The organism is Actinoplanes auranticolor (genome assembly GCF_018332655.1).
Lineage (GTDB): Bacteria > Actinomycetota > Actinomycetes > Mycobacteriales > Micromonosporaceae > Actinoplanes > Actinoplanes auranticolor.
Genome location: NZ_BOQL01000046.1, coordinates 1 through 19,013, shown reverse-complemented (window position 1 = coordinate 19,013; position 19,013 = coordinate 1). Strand labels below are relative to the sequence as shown.

21 protein-coding genes are annotated in these 19,013 nt (G+C 67.3%); 12 read left to right on the top strand and 9 right to left on the bottom strand.

Translation table 11 applies throughout. From position 1 onward, the window contains the following. The first annotated feature begins 267 nt into the window (after nt 1-267). The 3 genes from Aau02nite_RS28455 (at nt 268) to Aau02nite_RS28445 (ending at nt 2,606) form a co-directional block, all read left to right on the top strand. A complete protein-coding gene (locus tag Aau02nite_RS28455; RefSeq protein WP_212991669.1) occupies nt 268-582 on the top strand; it encodes a PadR family transcriptional regulator in 315 nt (104 codons plus the stop codon). A 15-nt stretch (nt 583-597) separates the two neighbouring features. Then, nucleotides 598-2,271, top strand: a complete 1,674-nt coding sequence (locus tag Aau02nite_RS28450; protein ID WP_212991668.1) for a hypothetical protein — start codon at nt 598-600, stop codon at nt 2,269-2,271. A gap of 170 nt (nt 2,272-2,441) precedes the next feature. Continuing rightward, a complete protein-coding gene (locus Aau02nite_RS28445; RefSeq protein ID WP_212991667.1) occupies nt 2,442-2,606 on the top strand; it encodes a hypothetical protein in 165 nt (54 codons plus the stop codon). A gap of 155 nt (nt 2,607-2,761) precedes the next feature. Here the strand turns inward: Aau02nite_RS28445 and imuA' are convergent, their stop codons facing one another. The 3 genes from imuA' to Aau02nite_RS28430 all read right to left on the bottom strand — a co-directional run bounded on the left by imuA' (nt 2,762) and on the right by Aau02nite_RS28430 (nt 5,728). Next, nucleotides 2,762-3,508, bottom strand: coding sequence for a DnaE2-dependent mutagenesis accessory factor ImuA' (gene imuA', locus Aau02nite_RS28440; RefSeq protein ID WP_212991666.1), 747 nt, complete (start codon nt 3,506-3,508; stop codon nt 2,762-2,764). Between the two features lie 792 nt (nt 3,509-4,300). Further along, nucleotides 4,301-5,224 (bottom strand): NADP-dependent oxidoreductase, encoded by a 924-nt coding sequence (locus Aau02nite_RS28435; RefSeq protein ID WP_212991665.1) that lies wholly within the window; start codon nt 5,222-5,224, stop codon nt 4,301-4,303. A 120-nt stretch (nt 5,225-5,344) separates the two neighbouring features. Further along, the gene (locus tag Aau02nite_RS28430) at nt 5,345-5,728 is read right to left on the bottom strand and encodes a MerR family transcriptional regulator (protein WP_212991664.1); all 384 of its coding nucleotides are present in this window, start codon (nt 5,726-5,728) and stop codon (nt 5,345-5,347) included. A 704-nt stretch (nt 5,729-6,432) separates the two neighbouring features. Between Aau02nite_RS28430 and Aau02nite_RS28425 the strand changes: the two genes are divergently transcribed. Both Aau02nite_RS28425 and Aau02nite_RS28420 read left to right on the top strand, forming a co-directional pair. After that, nucleotides 6,433-6,972, top strand: a complete 540-nt coding sequence (locus Aau02nite_RS28425; RefSeq protein ID WP_212991663.1) for a helix-turn-helix domain-containing protein — start codon at nt 6,433-6,435, stop codon at nt 6,970-6,972. Nucleotides 6,973-6,986: 14 nt separating this feature from the next. Beyond that, nucleotides 6,987-8,507 carry a tetratricopeptide repeat protein gene (locus Aau02nite_RS28420; RefSeq protein ID WP_212991662.1) on the top strand — a complete coding sequence of 507 codons (1,521 nt, stop codon included), beginning with the start codon at nt 6,987-6,989 and terminating at the stop codon, nt 8,505-8,507. 626 nt (nt 8,508-9,133) lie between these two features. On the opposite strand, the gene Aau02nite_RS28415 is transcribed toward Aau02nite_RS28420, so the two are convergent. Further along, on the bottom strand, nt 9,134-9,556 hold the full coding sequence (locus tag Aau02nite_RS28415; protein WP_212991661.1) for a hypothetical protein: 423 nt from the start codon (nt 9,554-9,556) through the stop codon (nt 9,134-9,136). A gap of 116 nt (nt 9,557-9,672) precedes the next feature. Next, nucleotides 9,673-10,077 (bottom strand): hypothetical protein, encoded by a 405-nt coding sequence (locus Aau02nite_RS28410; RefSeq protein WP_212991660.1) that lies wholly within the window; start codon nt 10,075-10,077, stop codon nt 9,673-9,675. Nucleotides 10,078-10,428: 351 nt separating this feature from the next. Here Aau02nite_RS28410 and Aau02nite_RS28405 point away from each other — a divergent pair, with 351 nt between their 5' ends. After that, nucleotides 10,429-10,782 (top strand): hypothetical protein, encoded by a 354-nt coding sequence (locus tag Aau02nite_RS28405; protein ID WP_212991659.1) that lies wholly within the window; start codon nt 10,429-10,431, stop codon nt 10,780-10,782. A 17-nt stretch (nt 10,783-10,799) separates the two neighbouring features. Then, nucleotides 10,800-11,381: an ATP-dependent DNA ligase gene (locus Aau02nite_RS28400; protein WP_212991658.1), complete on the top strand. Its 582-nt coding sequence runs from the start codon at nt 10,800-10,802 to the stop codon at nt 11,379-11,381. Here the strand turns inward: Aau02nite_RS28400 and Aau02nite_RS28395 are convergent. Next, nucleotides 11,363-12,244: a hypothetical protein gene (locus tag Aau02nite_RS28395; protein ID WP_212991657.1), complete on the bottom strand. Its 882-nt coding sequence runs from the start codon at nt 12,242-12,244 to the stop codon at nt 11,363-11,365. The genes Aau02nite_RS28400 and Aau02nite_RS28395 overlap by 19 nt on opposite strands. Nucleotides 12,245-12,705: 461 nt before the next feature. On the opposite strand from Aau02nite_RS28395, the gene Aau02nite_RS28390 reads away from it, so the two are divergent. Continuing rightward, entirely contained in the window at nt 12,706-13,341 is a 636-nt protein-coding gene (locus Aau02nite_RS28390; protein WP_212991656.1) for an HNH endonuclease family protein, read from the top strand. Nucleotides 13,342-13,419: 78 nt separating this feature from the next. After that, a complete protein-coding gene (locus Aau02nite_RS28385; protein WP_212991655.1) occupies nt 13,420-14,895 on the top strand; it encodes a hypothetical protein in 1,476 nt (491 codons plus the stop codon). 196 nt (nt 14,896-15,091) lie between these two features. Here Aau02nite_RS28385 and Aau02nite_RS28380 read toward each other — a convergent pair whose 3' ends face one another. Further along, nucleotides 15,092-15,697 carry a class I SAM-dependent methyltransferase gene (locus Aau02nite_RS28380; RefSeq protein ID WP_212991654.1) on the bottom strand — a complete coding sequence of 202 codons (606 nt, stop codon included), beginning with the start codon at nt 15,695-15,697 and terminating at the stop codon, nt 15,092-15,094. A gap of 220 nt (nt 15,698-15,917) precedes the next feature. On the opposite strand from Aau02nite_RS28380, the gene Aau02nite_RS28375 reads away from it, so the two are divergent. Next, nucleotides 15,918-16,103, top strand: a complete 186-nt coding sequence (locus Aau02nite_RS28375; RefSeq protein ID WP_246595508.1) for a DNA-binding protein — start codon at nt 15,918-15,920, stop codon at nt 16,101-16,103. Between the two features lie 155 nt (nt 16,104-16,258). Here the strand turns inward: Aau02nite_RS28375 and Aau02nite_RS28370 are convergent, their stop codons facing one another. Then, a complete protein-coding gene (locus Aau02nite_RS28370; RefSeq protein ID WP_212991652.1) occupies nt 16,259-16,849 on the bottom strand; it encodes a hypothetical protein in 591 nt (196 codons plus the stop codon). 53 nt (nt 16,850-16,902) lie between these two features. After that, nucleotides 16,903-17,817, bottom strand: coding sequence for a LysR family transcriptional regulator (locus Aau02nite_RS28365; RefSeq protein ID WP_212991651.1), 915 nt, complete (start codon nt 17,815-17,817; stop codon nt 16,903-16,905). Nucleotides 17,818-17,886: 69 nt separating this feature from the next. Here Aau02nite_RS28365 and Aau02nite_RS28360 point away from each other — a divergent pair, with 69 nt between their 5' ends. Both Aau02nite_RS28360 and Aau02nite_RS28355 read left to right on the top strand, forming a co-directional pair. Further along, a complete protein-coding gene (locus Aau02nite_RS28360) occupies nt 17,887-18,633 on the top strand; it encodes an HD domain-containing protein (RefSeq protein ID WP_246595507.1) in 747 nt (248 codons plus the stop codon). Between the two features lie 28 nt (nt 18,634-18,661). Continuing rightward, on the top strand, nt 18,662-19,009 hold the full coding sequence (locus Aau02nite_RS28355) for a hypothetical protein (protein ID WP_212991650.1): 348 nt from the start codon (nt 18,662-18,664) through the stop codon (nt 19,007-19,009). Nucleotides 19,010-19,013 lie beyond the last annotated feature (4 nt).

Sequence of the window (19,013 nt, the reverse complement as noted above, 5' to 3'; positions counted from 1 at the left end):
GATCGTGTTAGGAGCTCTTAGCGGTAGCCGGCTTTACCGCCGAGCCGGTCCTAGATGCGGTCAATGACCGGACGCGAGGTTTCGGTGGCCAGCCCGAGCAACCGCGGTGATGGTGCGGCAAGTGATCTCAGGGCGCCGTACTGGCCGATCTCACCAGCAACGAGTTCGATCAGGTGGTCGGCTCTCGCGACCTCGTTCGGGCGGTTATCGAGTTCGGTAGTCGAGAACGGTTGACCGCCCCGCCGGCCCGGCACTAACGTTCCCTACGTGACCAAGAAGCCACCGAGAGTCACCGCATCGCTTATCGCGGTAGTCGATGCGCTCATAGCTGCGCCGGAGGATGACCCTCCATGGGGCCTGCGGTTGTGCGAGCAGACCGGTTACGGGCCCGGAACCGTGTATCCGCTGCTGGATCGCCTGCACGGCCTGGGCTGGGTCGATTGGCGCTGGGAGGACGCGAACCCGCAAGGAGGAAAACCTCGTCGGTTCTACACGATCACCGGTACTGGCGCCAAGGAGTACGAGTTAGCCAGGAAGGCCCGGAAGGAACGAACGTTGCGCTGGCGGCCGGCCACGCCATGAACAAGGAGTGAGGTCGTGCTCGTGCTCACGCGTCGATGGTGGTTCTGGGGCTGGCTGGTGGCGGGACTGCTCGTTTGGGCTGGCCTGCCGCACAACGGAGCAGCAGGGATGGTCTGGACCGGTCATGCGTTGCTGGCTGGCGGGTGTGCCGTCGCCGCGGTGATCGCGTTCCTCTTCGCGATGTCGCTCTGGCGGACCGCCGGACCGGTGTACGGGGCGCTGCTGATGGTGATGGCGGTCGCCGCCTTGGGACTGGTGGCCTACGACGACCGCCGTGACATCGACTTCCGCGCCACGGCTGAGACAACTGCGAGCTCCACCTGCATGGAGGTGCCGTACGGCTCGTCGGTCGAGGGGGGTACTTCGAGTTCCTATGGGTATCGATGCATCTCCCATCCGCAGGGCTCCGGGGCGGATCTGCGGACCAGTTTCGCTTTGCAGGACCAGTGCAAGCGGTCGAGGGAAGTTGCCCCAGCCGCCGCTTTTCCTCAGCCGTGTACCGAAACGACGCTGACGGTCAACACCACGCGGTGGGAGATGTACGGGCTAAACCCTCAGGCGCAGTCGGTGTGGGCGTCCGCGTTGGGAATGGTCGCCGGGTTACTAGCCGGCGCGTCGAGCGCTACGTGGTCGCGCTTCCGTCGGCGTCGAACCGACTCTGGCGCTACGTCGCAGACGATCGCCGACGAGCCCGATATGGGACATGCCACACTCCAGCGACCGGGCAATCTTCGCGCGGGCGCGGGCGCGGGGACGTGGACTCGCTCGAGTAACAGCATTATTGCGCCCGCACCGTCACCTGTCCCAGACACCCATTTCGCGGGGCATGATGTCAACGTTGCACTTGTTCCCGAGCCGATACCTCGATGGCGTCGGTGGCTACGGGTCGGCGGCATCGTCTGGCCGGCAGGGGCCGGGCTGGGTTGGACGCTGCTCTTTGTCAATGTGGCAACGCCAAGCGAACTCGTCGCCGGCTCGTTACCGTTGTCCGGGCTTTTGGTGGGGGCGAGCGCGGCCGCCGTCATCGGCATGGTCAGATGGATCAGGATCCGCCATGGCTGGCTCAAGGCCGTCGCCCTAGCAGCGATCCTCCTTGCTGAAATGGTCATGGCAATGGCGATTGTGAAGCCATCGGTGGGCGGCCTGCTCAACTTAATCCTGCCCGGCGCGGCGCTCGGGGCAGTGACCGAGCTGGTCTGGATCACCATCTGGGGCGCGGCTCGTCTCGGCGCCATCATCTGGGAGGTCGCGACCGGTACGACGCGGGATCGCAGCGCTGCGGGGCGATGGGCTTGGGGCATCAGCTGCCTGGCCGTGGCGGTTGTCGGCGGCGACACCGCGCACCGGGCCGGCTTCGCACAGGTGTGGTTGCCGGATCTGGATCATGCGCCTAGCGGGAGAAAGAAGGTTGCCATGGCCACGGGCCAACTCACTGCAGCCGTCAAGATCAGATTCTCTACATGGTTCGAACTGCTGCAAGACAGTGCGAACCGTCTCCTTCGCGGAAACCGGGCCGTAGGCGCCGCAGCAGCTTTGGCCTCGACCGGTATGGCCGTTGATCAGATAGCGGCGGCAAGCGGCGTCACGGGCCGGGTTGTCGCCGCGGTCTTGGCGGCTGGCATGCTCGCCGCCTCGACTACCAAGCTGGCGCAGGTGACATTTACCAGCCGCGGCAAGTCCCGGTCATGAGCCGGCAGTAAGACCACCGATGGGCGCGCGCCGCGCGCCCATCGCACAGGTTGATTATCGAGTACGACATTCAAATGGTACCCGTTGAAGAGAGGCCCCCGTTGAACGAGATCAAGCCACCAGTCCCTCAGGGTGACCAGCCGCCACCGACGACGCCCCGGTGGGCAGTTATGACCATCGTGACGTTGATCGCTGCGCTGGCAGCCCTCGTGGCAGGAATCCTCACCCGAGTCGATGGCGCCAGCATCGCCAGCGCGGTGCGCACCGGAGGGACAGCATTCGCTGCAGCTATCGGGATACTGCTGGCGATGGCCGTCTTCCTCCATGGGAAATAGCAGCGCGCCAGCCAAGTCACCGCGAAGTCGTTGAGGTCGAATGAGGAGCACGGTGCGCGGCGCGCGGGCGGCGCCGGTCGAGGGACGCGGGCGGGGCGGGGGCGTAGGTCAGCCCGTATGTGGTCAGCCTCAGGCTTGACAGCGGTGAAAGAGATCTAAGCCCACTCTGCCTGGTGAGGGGGCATCGCGACGGTGACGGTGCGGGGCCGCGCTGCTCGGCCGCGCCCGGCCGCTCGCAGGGTGGTCTGCTGGTTGCGCAGTCGCCCATGGCCTTGGCGCAACCCGGACCATGTGCGGCTGGTGAGGGTGATGGCCAGGTCGTTGCCGGCCCATGCCGATGTCGGGATGAGCACGGTGCCTTTCTGTCGTGCCCGGTTTATCAGGGCTCGGGTCACGTTGTCAGCCGCCGTCGGCGGGGTGGTCACGACAACGATGTCGACGCCGTCGATAGCCGCGGACACCACGGCCGGCCAGTCCGGGCCAGGTTCGGGGATCAGCGCCAGGTGCTCCAGCGGTACGCCGGCCTCGGCAGCTGCGAGAGCCCCGAAGGTCGGCATCCCAACGACTGCGGCCCAGGAGCCGGTGCTCATCGCCTCGGCGAGCAGTGCGATGACCAGAGAGGTCGAACCGACCGCGGCGACAGTCGCGCCGCGTCGGATACCGCCCGGCCAGGGAAATAGGCCGGCGAGCGCCGGTGGGGCGGGCAGGACCCGCGCGAGGTCGGCCTCGGCCAGGCCGATGTCCTCGGCGGGCTGCACCAGATGGGTGGCCAACGCCGTGGTGTCGCGGCTCAGCCCGGCAGCGTTGACGTCACGCAGCAACCGGCGCACGTCAGCGGGCCCGGCGATCCGACCGTCGCCAGACCAGGAGGGTCGGGGTGGGCGCACGGGCTTGCCGGGCATCGCTCCTCCTCCTTTGGGCACGCTGACGCGACGCCGTGGGGGAAGACACGACCGAACACTTGTTCTAATCGCAGCTTATCGTGTGCGCTGCACGGAGGCAGACGTTCCGCGATGTCGGCGAGTCGCCTCAGCGTTTCCGGGACGGTGCTCCGAGCCAATCTCGCCTCGCATGCCGCGGGTGGCCGCGGTACGGCGGACCTCGACCACGAGGTGAGCAATGCCGATGCAGAGGCTCATGGCTTCCCGTGTGATCGAGCGTCCGCCGATCTCTCCACCATCGCGTCTCTGCAGCTCAGCGGCAAGATCAGTGATCGAAGAACAGCCTTGTAGTTCATCGCAGGCTCAGCGCCCAGCCGGGCAAGATGGGCATTCCGGCACGGCGGTCGCGGGTTGATCGTTAGCGTCGGGAGGTGCTGAGGCCGCCCGTCGAGCCGATGCGAGCGGTCGGCGTGGCCGAGTTGCCCGAGCCACGTATGTGCCGTGGGGGCTGCGCGTACGAGCCGAAGTTCGACGGTTCTCCAGAGACGTGGTTGTGTCTCAGCTGAAGCCACATGACTGGTACTCGACAACCGGCGCAGTCTTGGATTCGGTCTATGTCGTCGAGCGTAAGTCGAGGCGCTGGTTTTGAGCGCGAGTCTTGGTCCCGTTCGGGCGAGAGTTCGGGTCCCGGTTTCCTGCCCGCGAGTTCAGCTGTGCGTGGGTTCGGGACCCGCCCTGGCCGCAGGTCGTTGGCGACCACGGACTCTCCTCAATCCGCTACCTATGGTTCCGGCGACGGCGGATGGACACGTCTCATGCCACCTTGATGACAACCTTGCCCGAAGCGTGACCGTTCTCGACGGTGGCGAGGGCAGCCGGAGCGTCGGACAGTGGATGGACCGCGGTGATCACGGGGGTGAGGACTCCATCGAGAGCAAGCCGGGCGACTCGCTCCAGGTTCTCGCGGTCGATGCGACGCTCGATGAAGCGCCCGCCGATCTCGGGCACCGACCCATCACTCACGGCGATGACGTTGCGGGGATCTTTGGCCAGTGGGGCAATCGTCCGCAGCGAGGCGCCCCCGACCGTGTCGACGATACCGTCGAAGCCGTCCGGCACCAGTTCGCGTGCCGCGGCCACGACGTCCCCGGCGGTGTAGTCGATGAACCGCACCCCGATGGCCTCGGCGGGCTCGCGCTTGATGCTGCTCCCGGTGCCGATCACCTGCAGGTCGCGCTCGACGGCCAGCCGGGCCACGAGGAGGCCGACTCCGCCGCCGACCCCGTTGACCAGAACCGTGGCACCGGCCGGAAGGCCGAGCTGGTCAAGCGCGTCGACCGCTGTGGTTCCGGCTACCGGCAGCGTCGCCGCCACAGTCGCGGGCAGGCCCGCCGGGATGCGAGCGGTGTGCGGCGCGGACAGCACCGTCGTCTCGGCGTAGGAGCCTGCACCGGTGAGCGCGAAGCCGAAGACCGGGTCGCCCACCGCGAGGCCGTCGACGCCCTCGCCCAGGGCGAGAACGGTTCCGGCCGCCTCCATGCCCAGCACGCGGGGAAACGGACGCCCGCTGTCGAGCCCGGGGAGCAGTGCCGAGCGCATGACGTGGTCCATCGGATTCACGCCGGCGACGTCGACCCGGATGAGCACCTCGCCGGGACCGGGGACCGGGTCGGGACGATCGAAGAACTCCTGTACCTCAGGCCCGCCATACCTGCTGAAACCCCACGCCTGTCCCATCTTCTACCGCCTCCGGTGTGACCGGCCCGGTCGTTCCGAGCGCTGAAACCATCCTCACCGCTCACATCGGTGTGAAGGGCAACCAGCTGAGGCGGGGGTCACAGCGTCGGGCCGACGGTGTCACCCCGCGACCGGGATTGAGGTCAGCTCCGCCCAGTACTTGCGGTTGATCCCGATCAGTACCTCGAGCGCGTCCCGGCTCTTGAGCAGGTTCGCGATGTCGGCGTCGATCCGGTCGCGCTCGTGCATCATCGTCATGAACGCCGACTCGGTGATGTCCGGGTCAGTTGGGGAGTCGACGCACGGCAGCACCGCCGCGATCACCCGGCTGGACATCCCCGCGTCGAACAGCTGCCGGATCAGCGCCACGCGCTCGACGTCGATCTCGGAATAGTGACGCTGCCCGGCGTCGGAGCGTGAACTGGTCAGTAGACCCTGCTCCTCGTAGTACCGCAGGGAGCGCGAACTCACGCCCGTGCGCTTGGACAAATCGCCGATCCGCATGCTGAAAGCGTACGCTCGCATGATCCAACGCCCTGATCACCGGCAAGTCAGAAACACCAGGTGGGACCCGAACTCACGCGCATTGATCGTCGTGAAACGCTGAATATCGGGTCCAGGTGAGGCGCTCATGCGGGTCCCGTTCCCACGACCGAAGCCAAGGCGCGGCCGCACGGCTGCTGCTTGATGACGTAGGCGGCCGAACGGTCCGTGTGTGGTGGTGTCCTGCTCGACTACTGCTACCAGGGTTGGTTCGACCGGCACGTACGGTATCGGCTGGCGGTGGCTGAGATCCGGGGACCAGCTGGGAGTGGTCAGGGCCAGGGGCGTCCGGGCTCCTCGCTTTGGAAGACCATGCCCTGTAGGTCGGCGGCGAACGATCGGCGCAGGTCAGCCTTGAGGGGTCGCTGGTGCCTCTTGGGGCGGCGACCTCGGTGAGGCCCCGCCCCTGCCCGAAGGGCTACTTGCGCGGCGGCTGGGATCGGACGGCAATCAAGGTGATAATCGCTGCGGCGAGGTTGAGCAGGTCCCCGATGGTGTCGGCGACGATGGTCCAGTCGTTCATGGTGTGCTCCCGCTTCGTGTGGCGGGGTGGCCGGCCGGGCCCCTGGGTGATGTGTTGACTGAACCGCGGCGATGGTGGGTTCGGCATCGGTGGCGAAGGAACTCGGACAGCGCTGGCGGGTGGCCAGCGGAAAGTGTTCTTGATGGCCTGGGTCTACGGGGGTCCGATGTTGTCCGGCGAAGCGCCACCGAACAGCGGCGATGCTGCCTCGCTGCCCGATCCGGCGCAGATCGAGACCTTGCCGGAGCTGGCGGCGGCGCTGAAGGCTCTCCGGCACGGACTGTCTTATGGCGCTCTGGACCGGGCGGTGGGGGGACGGGCGAAGACGCCGGTGCTGCCGCCGAGCACGCTCAGTGACATGCTCAATGGCAGGTCAGTGCCTTCCAGAGACACGGTGGTCAAGTTCCTGACCGCGTGTGGATTACAGGATGTAGACCAGCAGCCGTGGTTGGCGGCGTGGGAGCGGGTCGACACGAGTCATCTGCGTCGTCCGGCCGGTGCGGTACGGGTTCGTCAGGCGCAGCCGCGGCTGCTGGGAGTGCACGCGTCAATACAGGTCGAACCGGGGGTTGAGGGCCTGCCGGTGTACGTGCCCCGCGATGCGGACGCCGATCTGCGTTCCGCGGTCACCGCTACGGCGATCGGGGCGGGTTCGTGCTGGTCAAGGGCGCCTCGTCGGTAGGAAAGACTCGTGCCTTGTACGAGGCGGTGCGCGCGGCGCTACCGGAATGGTGGCTGGTGCACCCGGGGGACGCCGCCGCGGTGCGCACGACGGCGCATGACCCGCCGGCACGCACGGTGGTGTGGCTCGTCGAACTGCAGCGCTACCTTAACCAGCCCGGCGGGCTGCCCGCGGCGACGATGCGGTCCTTGCTGGCCGCCGGTGTGGCCGTGGTGGGCACCTTGTGGCCCGACGAGTACGGTCCCCGCACTGCCCTGCGCGAGCCAGGACCGGACGACCGGTATGCCGAGGACCGGGAACTGCTCGGACTCGCACGGGTCGTTGAGCTCACCACGTTCAGCCCTGCCGAAAGGCGCAGGGCTGAGCACCTGGCAGCGGATGACGGCAGGATCCGAGCCGCTTTGAAGGCCAACGACGCCGGGGTGACCGAGGTGCTCGCCGCCGGTCCGGAGCTGGTCAAATGGTGGCTCGCTGACAGTGTCAAGCCAGGACCGTCCTACGGCCGGGCGGTAATCACTGCCGCGTTGGACGCCCGCCGGGTCGGCGCTAGTGCGCCGCTGACCGTCGAGTACCTGAACGCGGCCGCGCCGGCCTACTTGAGCAGCGCGCTGCAGGCAACAGCACCATATGACTGGTTCGAGCAGGCCATCAAGTACGCCACCACGCCGCTGCACGGCGCTACCTCCTGCCTGACCCCCCAAGCAGCTGGCATGGGCCAAGTCGGCGGCTACATCACCGCGGACTACCTGTACCAGCACGCCCAGCATCTGCGTCGGGCTGTCGAGCTGCCCGACCTGGTATGGCAAGCCCTCGCCGACCATCACCACCTCGACGACTCCTTGTGGCTTGGCTACAACGCCGAACGTAGAGCGCAGCCCGGTCACGCCATACTTTTCTACCGGCAGGCCGCCGACGCCGGCGACCAGTTCGCTGTCGGCTGGCTGGTTGGGGTGCTGGTCAATCGGGGGTGCGTCGATGAGGCGATTGCCGTGTTGCGGCAGCGCGCCGTCGCTGGCGACCAGGAGGCCGCCCACCGGCTAGTAGTGCTGCTGGCTGAGCATGGGCGCGTGGACGAGGCGATCGCGCTACTACAGCAGCGCGCCGACGCCGGCGACGAGTTCGCCGCCGACGGACTAGTAGGGCTACGGGTCAAGCATGGGCGCGTCGACGAGGCGATCGCCGTGTTGCGGCTGCGCGCCGACGCCGGCAACGAGCGCGCCGCCGACCGGTTGGTGGGGCTGCTGGCCGAGCATGGGCGCGTCGACGAGGCGATCGCGCTACTGCGGCAGCGCGCCGACGCCGGCAACGAGCGCGCCGCCGACCGGTTGGTGAGGCTGCTGGTCAAGCATAGGCGCGTCGACGAGGCAATCGCGCTACTGCGGCAGCGCGCCGACGCCGGCAACGAGCGCGCCGCCGACCGGTTGGTGGGGCTGCTGGCCGAGCATGGGCGCGTCGACGAGTTGATCGCTCTGCTGGAGCAGCAGCGCGCCAACGGCGGCGACCAGTCCGCCACCGACCAGTTGCCGGACTGCTAGTAGGGCATATACGCGTTGACGAGGCGATCGCCACCGCCAGCGACGAACGTGTCGCCTACCTGGGGCCCTCCGACCGGTTGCTCGAGCGGTCTTCCTGGAGATCCCCGGCGCTCGGCGACTGCGCTGGCGCACCTCAGCTACGCAGGTGGCGGCGGCACGGGGCCTCTGCTCTGGCTGATCTGGGCCATCGTCGCCGCGACCGTGACCTGACTCGGTACCTGGATCACCACGTTCCGGTCACCACCTCGGTCAGCGACCCGGTCTGGGTCTAGCTGGACGCCCACACCGCTGGGCTGCCCGCCACCGGCCGTGACCTGTGGATCGTCTGGCTTATCGTGCTTGGAGTGCTCTAAAGACGACGCCCGCCGCGGCCTCCACCTACGCCCGGATCGGCTGGGCCATCATCGGCGCCCTGAGTGCCGCGACCGCTGGTGTTTCACAGTGAGCAGGGACGCAGTACTACTGAGGCGGTAGCGAGGGCTGCTGGTGACAGCGTTGTCTCATGAGACGTCCGGAGTCTGGAGAACGACGGGTTCAGGGCCATGGCGTTCGTCCGGCCGCACGGGGTGTATCTACAAAGTCGCCACGGCAAGGACCTCACACCGTACTTCCCAAACCCTCGGGAACTACTCCTCCCAATAACCACGCAGGGGGAGCGAATGGGTCTCGGTCTTGTGGGTCTTCATCGCTGTCACGCGCACCTGAGTGAAGACGCGGCGGTTGGTCGACGTGGTTCGCACCCGGGTGAACTTCATGCTGACTCGTTCGGTCATATAGTTGGCGTCGGCACAGGAAGGCTTGCAGAGGTTGATGTGACGGATGCTGGTTGCATAACCCATGCTGCCGGTCAGTTTCGTCCAATTGACCTTGGTGTAGTACATGTCTTTGAACGGTTCGATCGTCTTCGGCTTGATTTTCACAACGACGGGCGTGGACCAGTAGTTGATGACCACACCCGGCTTTGCCGCCGCTGACGCAGGCGTCGCCATAAGTGTGCTGCCCACCGTAATCGCGCAGGCGACGACAGCGGCAAGGCGGTTGAAGTGCATCGATGACTCCTGAAGGGTACGACGACGAGACGCCTGCCTTATCGACGCGGCCGGAGCTGACATGAGGTTGGCGGCCGACCCTCGGCCGTTGCTCCGAGCCGGCGGGAACAGGCAGATCAGCAGGAGACGTAACGCACGCGTGCCGTCGCGGAGCCTAGGTACTTGCCCTGGTCCGAGTAGACGGAGATCGTGCCGCTTAGGCGCTTCCTCAAGGCATCCTTCAAAAAGGCGGACGAGACGCAGCCGGTGGAGATCGAGACGCTGTAATCGTAAGTCTCAGCCGTCTTCTTGATCACACCGCGGGGAGTCACGATCTTCAGCGTGTAACGGTACGAGTAGGGCTGCGGAGCGGTAAAGTCCGCGCCCGCCTCACCCTTGGAACACCCACCCGAGTCGAAGGAGGGAAAGGCGTACACACTCAGTCCCTTGACGTATTTGGTCGCCGCCTGGGCCGGGGATGCCGTGACGGCCATCGAGCAGGCGACGAATGCTGACAGTGTACCGATGAAGACCTTGCGCACGACGCTCTCCTTGCTTTGGGAAAGCTCGTATCGGCAACGTGCCTTCAAACATTAGAGCAGCACCCCGACGCGCCAGTCCCGCGACCGGCTGGCGACCCGCCCACAGTTCCGGCGCTACTTCACCGGTCGGGCCGCATCAACGTTCGGCGACACCTGATCCGCTGGCGCTGGCCTTCGCCGTGCTGTCGCTGCCCGGCGCCAGCGGCGCCGACGTCGGCGTGGTGCTCCTGGCCAGCCGCGCACCCGTAGCCGTGCTCGTGCTGCTCGGTGGGATCGCCGGGAACCGCGGCCGCGGCAACGCATCATGCTCACCGCCGACGTGCTGCGCTGCGCACCCGGGCACTCGGCACCTTGCGCAACGACGACCGCCGGTACGCCCGAGCAGACTTCACGACCAGTCTGCGGTTCCGCAATATCCGCAACGCGTTGGCCACGGACGGCTGGCTGCTCACCGACGAGCTACGGATCATCCGGCTGACCGGACCGGCACCCACGGCCGAACCGGCTCCGCAGCGTTATCCAGATGCGCGAGTGGCGCTCGACACGGGGGTCCACGAGGCGCTGTCAGCGGCGCAAACGGTGCGGCAGCTGCTCGGCGGTGACGCGATGCCGAGCTCCTCCGAGTACGGCGCGGCGCTGACCTGGCAGATAAAGGACACCACCGCCTCGCCCAGATTCGAGGATTCCGACGGTTCTAATATCTGACATTGCCAGTCGCCGCGGTGCGTGAGACGCTGCCGCCGGGGACCGTGGTCGACGGCGAGCTGGTCGTGTGGGGCACCAAAACCGGCCGCACCGTCTTCCCGGCCCTGTTGGGTCGCATTACCGCCGGGCGTCGTCTGTCGCGGGAGGCGGCGGCTCGGCCTGCGAGCCTGGTGTTGTTTGACGTGCTTGCCGACGCCGAGCTCGAGCTCACTGGCCGGCCGCTGCGGCAGCGCCGGGCCCGACTCGAGGACCTGCTCGTAGGGGCGCCGGCAGCGTTGGCGGTGTGCCCGCAGACCTTGGACGTGGATTTGGCGCGGGGTTGCTTCGACGAGCTCGTGGTAACCGGGGTCGAGGGTCTGGTCGTGAAGGACCTCGATGGTTTGTACCGGCCGGGCCGGGTCGGGTGGTGGAAGCTCAAGCGGCGCGTCACCACCGAGGCGATCATCGGCGGGATCATCGGCGCGGTCGACGACCCCCGCGTGCTGCTGCTCGGCCGTCTCGACGCCTGGGGCCGGCTGCGTTACGTCGCCCGGACCGTGCCGCTCACGCTGAGCCAACAACAAGGAGATCGGCCGAATGCTCACTGCGGGCGGCGATGATCACCCGTGGCCGCAGCCGCAGCTGCTGCCGGCGGCCTGGCTCGGCCAGCTCGACCGGCGCGAGCCGCAGGCCTACGTGCAGGTCGCGCCGCTGCCGGTGGTCGATATGGTGGTCGACCAGGCGTATGAGCGAGGGCGGTACCGCCATCCTGTGCGGCATCTTCGCCTCCGTACAGACTTGGCGCCTGACGACGTCGAGCTCTGGCGGCCCGCGGGCGCGCGATAGTCGTGGAACTGGGTGAGCCGCGGTCGGTGCCGCCCCGGACAGCAACATCCCGGTGGCATCCCGGTCGCAGGACGCGCCACTCGGTCGCCGTTGGCCGGTCGTCACCACGTGTGGTCAGTAGAGCGTGATGATTAAGGTCCAGGTCTTTGGCGGCGACCGTACGACAATGCTCGGCGAACTCGCGAAGCTCGGTCAGTAGGCGGGCGAACGCCTTGTTGTCGTCCTCGCCGGCATGCACCTTGTACAGCCCCAGGGCGTGCATCTCAGCGACGGAAAACTCCTGACGAACAGCATCGACGTCCAGGCTGTCGATGCGCTGGACCGCTGCGACCAGAAACGCGCTCGTCGAGCACCGCCACGGGAATCCTTGCCCGGTCCTGGCATGGTCGGCGAAGACGACGTCGCCGGTCACGATGCGATAGGCCACCGTGCGTTCCCGTTCTCGCCACGTCTGGGCCTGCGTGCGGTATGCCACCGGATCAAGCAGGTATTCGGCCTGCTGGAAACACCGGCCATCGAAGTGATCAACCCAGCCCGTCCCAGCCGGCACCACCGCCAGAAGCTCCCGGCTGATCGCCGGCAAGGCTTCGCCGCCGCGCCGCGCACCAAACGGCGGCCACGTGCTGCTTCCTCCCACAGCACGGCATCGGCTCGGATCGCCCGTATCGGCTCGGCGTGCAACGGCACCGCGATGCTTCTGAGGTCCATGCCCACGACCCGAGCACAACACGTCCACACCCCTGTCTGCCAGTTCGCCTGTGCGCGTCGGGCGATCAGCAGGTCGCCGCACCGCGGCGCCTCACGCGGCCCGCTCTCGCTACGGTGCCGATGACCCACCACGGCCGACACCCGCGCCAACCCGTGACCTTCGTCAGGCCGAGCCGCCAGCACGTGCCGAACATCGATGTCACCAACAGCCGAGATCCGTACCCACCCGCATGAGCTCAGCAAGTGATGTGCCAGCCCGCGCATCCTCAACGTAGTAGGACGGCTACGGGATGTTCACACCACGCCGGTCGCGCCACACACTGAACTCCATCGATATTCGAGTGAGACGTCGGCTACCTGCCGGCGGCGCTACCTCGCGATCGGAGCGGCATGAAGCGAGCCCTGCACTGGACCATCACCCTTGCCGTCGCCACCCTGGCCGGCAGCCTGCTCACCGGCCCGGCGCTGGCCACCCCGACAGGAATTCCGTCCAAAGCCACCGCCCAATCGCAATTGAACGGACTCCGCGTCGCCGCACAGGGCTCCACCAGTGGCTACTCCCGGGACCTGTTCCCGCACTGGATCACCATCAGCGGCAGCTGCAACACCCGCGAGACCGTCCTCAAACGCGACGGCTCATCCGTGGTCACCGACACCGCCTGCGCCGCGACCTCAGGACGCTGGTACTCCCCCTATGACGGCGCCACCTGGACCGCCGCCTCCGACGTCGACATCGACCACATCGTGCCGCTCGCCGAGGCGTGGCGCTCCGGCGCCAACTCCTGGACCACCAGCCGGCGGCAGAGCTTCGCCAACGACCTCAACCGGCCCCAGCTGATCGCCGTCACCGACAACGTCAACCAGGCCAAGGGCGACCAGGACCCCTCAACCTGGCAACCGTCGATCACCTCCTACCGGTGCACCTACGCCAAAATGTGGATCGCCGTGAAGTCCTATTGGGCGCTCACGCTGCAGGCATCGGAGAAGACGGCCCTGCAGACCATGCTCAACACCTGCGCATCCTGAGCCCGTAACGGCGGGCTGCACCAACCGGGAGGAGTCGCTGAGCCGGCCTGACGTGACCGGGGTCGCTAGCGTGTTCGCATGCCGCTGCCCGTGGACCTGATCGTCATCGTGGACGGTGGTGCCGAGTTCCGGTCCCGGCCGAACCGGCTGGGCCGGATCGGCGCGATCCACGTCGCGGAGACAGACTTGGTCACTCTGGCCGACTACTTCACCGAGGCGTTCGGGCTGCCGCAGACCGGAACGCTCGATCGACTCCTGGCCGCGTTGGCCGTGTTGGCCGAACGGGGTGAGATCAAGGATCAGTACATCAGCAATGATGGGCAGGTCGCGACCCATTGCCGGCGGGCCGGCATCGGATACGAGCAACGGTGGTTCGACACCCAGCGGTGGCGCACGCTGCGGCGGCGGGTGCCGCTGTTCGCGGCGATCGAGCCGAACGGGTTCCTACGCACGCTGTCAGTGGAACTCAAGGCGGCCGACGCCTACGACTCGACCTTCGATGTGTTCCTGCAAGAAGAGTTCTCCGATCCCGGTGCCGGCTATCCGGACGTCGTCTACTCCGGGTACAGCCACCACGTACATATCAGCTACGAAACCCTGACCGCTGTGGCCGACCTGTTCGCAGACCGGATCGCACCGCCGCACACCGACCGGCCTGATGAGAGCGCCGCAACGATCCTGACGGAGCTGGTCGCACGTGGTGAACTCGGGGCGCACCTGCCGCCGGGTGGCAACCGAGACCGTCTCATCGCCTGGTGCGCGGAGGTCTCCGTCGTCGCCCGCGGCGGCGGCCAGCCCCGCAAACACGAGATCCTCCGAGCCGATGACATGGTCCTCGCAGTGGTGTTCTGGGCCGATTGGCGACCCCCGATCCTCTGGTTCACCGAGGCATACCGTGCCCGCGACGAACGGTCGGGCGGTACCGAGTACCGCGTCACCGTACCGATCGAGGACCTGCCCGTACTGGTGGACCGTTTCGAGCAGCGGCTCGCCCTGTCACCCGGCCGGGGGCGCGTCGATGACCGGTTGATCGCCTGCTTCGACGCCATGGCCGCCCACGGCCATCTTCATGCCGGGGCCGCCAGGCAGGCCAATCGCGATCGCGTCGCGGCGTGGATCACCGATGCCGGCATCACCGCCACGGTGGAGGGCTTCGCCCGCACCGAACAGATCCTCAACCTGTACCGGGCCGGCACCGACTGCCTGTTCGAGCTGGTCCTGACCCTGGACGCCTCCGCCCCCGGCGACCACGGCATCGAGTTCCGCGAGAAGTACGAGTACCTGCCCCAGACCGGCGACGCCGGACGCGAATACAGCTACAGCGTCACGACGCCGTACACCTCACTGCCGACCCTGGTCGCCCACCTCGAGACCACCCCCGGGGAAGGAGACCTCGAAGAACGCCTGACACGATGCTTCAAACACCTGATCCAGACCGGCGAACTCGCCGGGAACCTCGACCTACAGGTAGCACGGGACCGCATCGCAGCCCGCTTCGTCCAAGCCGGTGTCCCCGCCATCACCGACTCCAGTTCATGGATCAACAGCGACTGAGCCACCACGTCATCGCTCCGCACTCACCGGCACTCTCGGATCGAGACGGACGTGCGCTGACCAGCGGCCAATCACTGTGGATTCTCAACCGACCTGATCCGGCGTGTGCGCGCTGACCAGTAGCGGATCAGGTTGATTGAGAGGATCGGTGCGGAGCTTCTCTCAGTAGATCTGATCCGGTGACTGCGTTCGCTGTTCAGGCGAGTCGTCGGCAGTGCAGCGACAACCAGCCGCGGCCGGCTTCGATGTGGCGCTGGTCGTAGACCTCGAAACCGGTCGTGGCGAGCAGCTCGGTCAGCCGTTGCGCCCGGTGGAAGGTGAACCATCTCCGGCGGGTCGAGCGATAGTTCGCGGCAGCCTCCCAGCCTTCCCCGTCGCCGTCGGCAACGTTCAGGAAGAGCACGCCACCTGCGCGGATGACGCGAACGAACTCGTCGAGGACTGCGGGAACGGCAACGTGCGGGATGTGTAGCAGCGCCGCGTGGCACCAGACGGCGTCGACCGATCGAGTTTGCAGCGGTAGGCGGCGCATGTCGGCCTGGGCGACTCCGGGCTCACCACCGGTGCGGAGTTGACCGATCGACAGGTCCAGCCCGACCGCCCGGAAGCCGTGCTGTCGGAGCAGTCGGAGTTCGAATCCGGGGCCGCATCCGATGTCGGCGACCAGGCTTCCGTGCGGCAGGTTCGCCTTCAGCGAGGCGACGTCCTTGAGCACCTCCGGGTCGGCGGGCGCGTTGACCCGGGCATATTCCGCGGTAATGGCGTCATAGGTCTGCTGAGTTTCCACCACGGGCTCCGACATGCGAGCGAGGCTAGCCAGCCCGACCAAGACCTGCTGGCCTGGTCGTCCCTTGAAGGGTAGGGGCGCGGGCGGACCAGAACCAGTGAGACGGATCAGGTACGGATCAGATCCGATGAGAACCCACAATCACCGCGGTGTCATGCCCAGCGCGGCACCGACCTCGCCCGGGGGTAGTCGCATGTATATAGTCGGGTGTATGGGAACGCGGTCGCTTCGACTCATGGGCGCACACGAGATCCGCATGCGGTTGGGTGGAATCAGCAGGCAGCGGGTCTATCAGATCACCAGCCGGCCGGACTTCCCTGAGCCGGCGGCAGACCTGGTGCAGGGCAAGGTCTGGTGGGCCGAAGATGTAGAGGCATGGATTGCCGTGAAGCGACCGCAGATCACCGAGCCCGACAAGTAACAGTGCGACCTCGCAGCGCGCGACCGGATCGCCAACCGCCTGTGCAAGGCGTATCCGAGCGGATCGCTGACCACCGTGACGTGAGATGCTGCCCACGCCGGGCGGCTCACGTGTTCATCGCGTGGCCAGCCTCCCGCTCGAATCTCACCGAGCGGTCAGTCGTTTGAGGCTATCTGTGGCCAGCTGTAGTCGAAGTCCAGCGAGAAGGTGCGGTGCACCCATGCCGATCGGGCTTCGTTCGGCCCTGGCTTCAGGCCGTCCGCGCCCAGGCGGTGGCGGACCATCGCAATGGGTGCCGAACGGTTCTGCGTCGAGGTGAGGCGGCCTGCGGTGAAGCGCAGCTCGTGGACCCGCTCGTACAACCAAGCCGGTGGAAATCCCATCGCAAGCCGGCCGACGTCCACGTACCCGTTCCCGACGAGCAGCCGGCCGGTGAACGCCGTCGCACCGTCGACCCGGCGGTAGTGCCAGGCGCCTGAATAGACGTCGGTTGCCGGGCTCACCCGGGGTCTAACACCGAACAGTCTGCTCGCCGGCGCGCTCGAGCGGCCGAGCCGCACTGAGGTGAGAAGCAGTTGGCCGTGACGCACCGCGTAGCGACACCAGACGCCGCGCCAGCAGGCGGTACTGAGCATGCCCGGCTCCAGCCCATGATCAGCCGGGTCGAACAGCCCATGGCCATCAACGGCGGTGACGGCGTAGAGCCGGCCGCGGTAGCGGAGCTCGTCGGGGAACTGTCCGGTCACGCATCCTCCGGTTCATGAGATCGAGTGCTCGGCGACGGCAGTCCCTGTTTCGTTCAGCAGGTGGACGGAGCGCGCCGGCTTCGGGATGTCGGTGTGGTGTGGGCGGCGCGGATCGCTGTGAGCAGGGCCGCCACGCGTGGGTCGTCGCCGGCATGGCGGCGGTGCACGGCATGGTAGGTCACCTGCGGCAGGTCGGTGACCCGTCGCGCGACGAGCCCGGCCGCGGGTGTCACGCAACCGGTGACCACGGCCAAGCCCACCCCCAGCGCGGCGTAATGCACGGTCAGAGGCCAGCCTTCGATCTCGGCCGCGACCGTCCAGGGCACCTCGGCGGCCCGCATCGCGCGTTCCAGGCTGACGCGGTGCGGCCGATTCTGCGGCGGCACCACCAGCTCCTCCCCCGCCAGGTCCTTCAGCTTCACGGTGCGGCGCCGCGCCAACCGGTGGGCCTCCGGGACCAGCACCACCTGCGGGTACGTCGCGACCGGCAACGACACCACATCGTTGGGGATCGCGTCGAGCACGGACACACCCAGATGCGCACGGCCGGCCCGTACCGCGTCGAGCATCTCCCCGCGATTCGTGTGCAGCAGCCGCAGACTCCCCGGCCGTTCGGCCAGGGTGGTGCGGATGACCTCGCCCAGCACGTGCAGGTAGGCGGCATGACCCGCCGCCAGCACGATCGGCCGCGTCATCGGGGTCACGCGCAGATCGTCCAGCAGCCGGCCGACGCGGTCGCTCTGCTCACGGGCGAACCGGGCCACCTGCTCACCGTCCGGCGTCAGCACCAGCCGGCGGCCGACCTTCTCGTACAGCGGCCGACCCAGCTCCCGGGACAACGTCTGGATCTTGGCGTGCAGGGCCGGCTGCGACAGGTGCAGCGCCGCGGCGGCCCGGGTCAGGTTCAGGGTGTCGGCGAAGGCCGCGAAGGCAGCCAACGCGTCGAACGAGATACGCGGCTCAGCCATAGACCAACCCTATAGCAGCACGGCCGATTCATAGTTCCAGCCGATTCCTTAACGGTCGACAATCGGAACATGATTACACCCCCGCACCAGCACACCCTCGTACCCGCGGCGCAGCTGCTCGTCATGCCGCTGCACGCCATCACCGAGATCCACGGCGAAACCGGCCTGCGCCAGCGCATCACCCTCGAACTCGACCGGCTGCCTCCACACGATTGCCGCATGGTCGAGGACGCCGCCGCCTGGGCCACGCGGTTGCACGCCGGGCAGCGCCGTACCCGCGAGCCGTACATCAATCACCCGCTGCGGGTCGCCCTGCGGATCCTGTGCTACTACCGCGTCACCGACCCCGACGTCCTGATCGCGGCGCTGCTGCACGACGCCGTCGAGGACCAGCCCTGGGCCATGACCGGCCTGCCCACCGGGCACGGACCCCCACCCCGCGAGCAGGCATCCGCTGTTCTCACCACCCGCTACAACTTGCGGGTTGCTCAGCTCGTCGACGCGGTCACCAACCCTGAACCTCAGGCCGGCGTGGACCGGATCCGGCAGTACCTCGACCACCTCACCACCGCACTGGCCGACAACCCGTGGGCGAGGGTGATCAAGCTGTCCGACTTCACCGACAACGGCGTCGGCATCATCCACGCCACCGGATCCAAGGTGCAGCGCTCCGCGCGCAAGTACACCGGCGCCGTCCCCATCCTCCGGGAGCTTCTCGACCGCCGCGACACACCCCTCGATCCGAAGGTTAAGGACCACATCCGTCAGCAACTCGACCTCGCGCAGCAGCGCTTCACCGCCATCCTTGCCGCTTGAACCCGACAACCCCTGAAGGAAGACCGTGATGCGGGAGCCCACATTCCTGGACTGCTGTCAGACCGCCAGCCTGCGGACCGTGCGGGTGCTGTACGAGTCCCACCACGACCTCGAAGCACTGAAGATCTGCACCTGCGGCACGTACTGGTTCTACCGCTTCAGCGAATACGTGAACTGGACCGGTGGACACGACGACCTGACCTCCTGGTACACCCGCCTGAGCCCCGACGAAGGCACGACCCTCGAGCACACCGACCGCAAGGGCGTGAACCTCGGCTACCTCCGCGAGCGGCCCAGCTGGATGGACGACCGCGACGGCGTACGGATGGTCAACGGCGCACCCGACCACCCCGCGTCCGAAGACCCTAGTAAATAAGGGT

Bases quoted from the DNA above. Each gene is read 5' to 3' on its own strand.
- Aau02nite_RS28355 (WP_212991650.1), top strand. From the start codon at position 18,662: ATGCGGGAGCCCACATTCCTGGACTGCTGTCAGACCGCCAGCCTGCGG.
- imuA' (WP_212991666.1), bottom strand. From the start codon at position 3,508: ATGCCCGGCAAGCCCGTGCGCCCACCCCGACCCTCCTGGTCTGGCGAC.
- Aau02nite_RS28445 (WP_212991667.1), top strand. From the start codon at position 2,442: ATGACCATCGTGACGTTGATCGCTGCGCTGGCAGCCCTCGTGGCAGGA.
- Aau02nite_RS28385 (WP_212991655.1), top strand. From the start codon at position 13,420: ATGCCGCTGCCCGTGGACCTGATCGTCATCGTGGACGGTGGTGCCGAG.
- Aau02nite_RS28380 (WP_212991654.1), bottom strand. From the start codon at position 15,697: ATGTCGGAGCCCGTGGTGGAAACTCAGCAGACCTATGACGCCATTACC.
- Aau02nite_RS28425 (WP_212991663.1), top strand. From the start codon at position 6,433: ATGGCCTGGGTCTACGGGGGTCCGATGTTGTCCGGCGAAGCGCCACCG.
- Aau02nite_RS28365 (WP_212991651.1), bottom strand. From the start codon at position 17,817: ATGGCTGAGCCGCGTATCTCGTTCGACGCGTTGGCTGCCTTCGCGGCC.
- Aau02nite_RS28360 (WP_246595507.1), top strand. From the start codon at position 17,887: ATGATTACACCCCCGCACCAGCACACCCTCGTACCCGCGGCGCAGCTG.
- Aau02nite_RS28430 (WP_212991664.1), bottom strand. From the start codon at position 5,728: ATGCGGATCGGCGATTTGTCCAAGCGCACGGGCGTGAGTTCGCGCTCC.
- Aau02nite_RS28390 (WP_212991656.1), top strand. From the start codon at position 12,706: ATGAAGCGAGCCCTGCACTGGACCATCACCCTTGCCGTCGCCACCCTG.
- Aau02nite_RS28435 (WP_212991665.1), bottom strand. From the start codon at position 5,224: ATGGGACAGGCGTGGGGTTTCAGCAGGTATGGCGGGCCTGAGGTACAG.
- Aau02nite_RS28415 (WP_212991661.1), bottom strand. From the start codon at position 9,556: ATGCACTTCAACCGCCTTGCCGCTGTCGTCGCCTGCGCGATTACGGTG.
- Aau02nite_RS28375 (WP_246595508.1), top strand. From the start codon at position 15,918: ATGGGCGCACACGAGATCCGCATGCGGTTGGGTGGAATCAGCAGGCAG.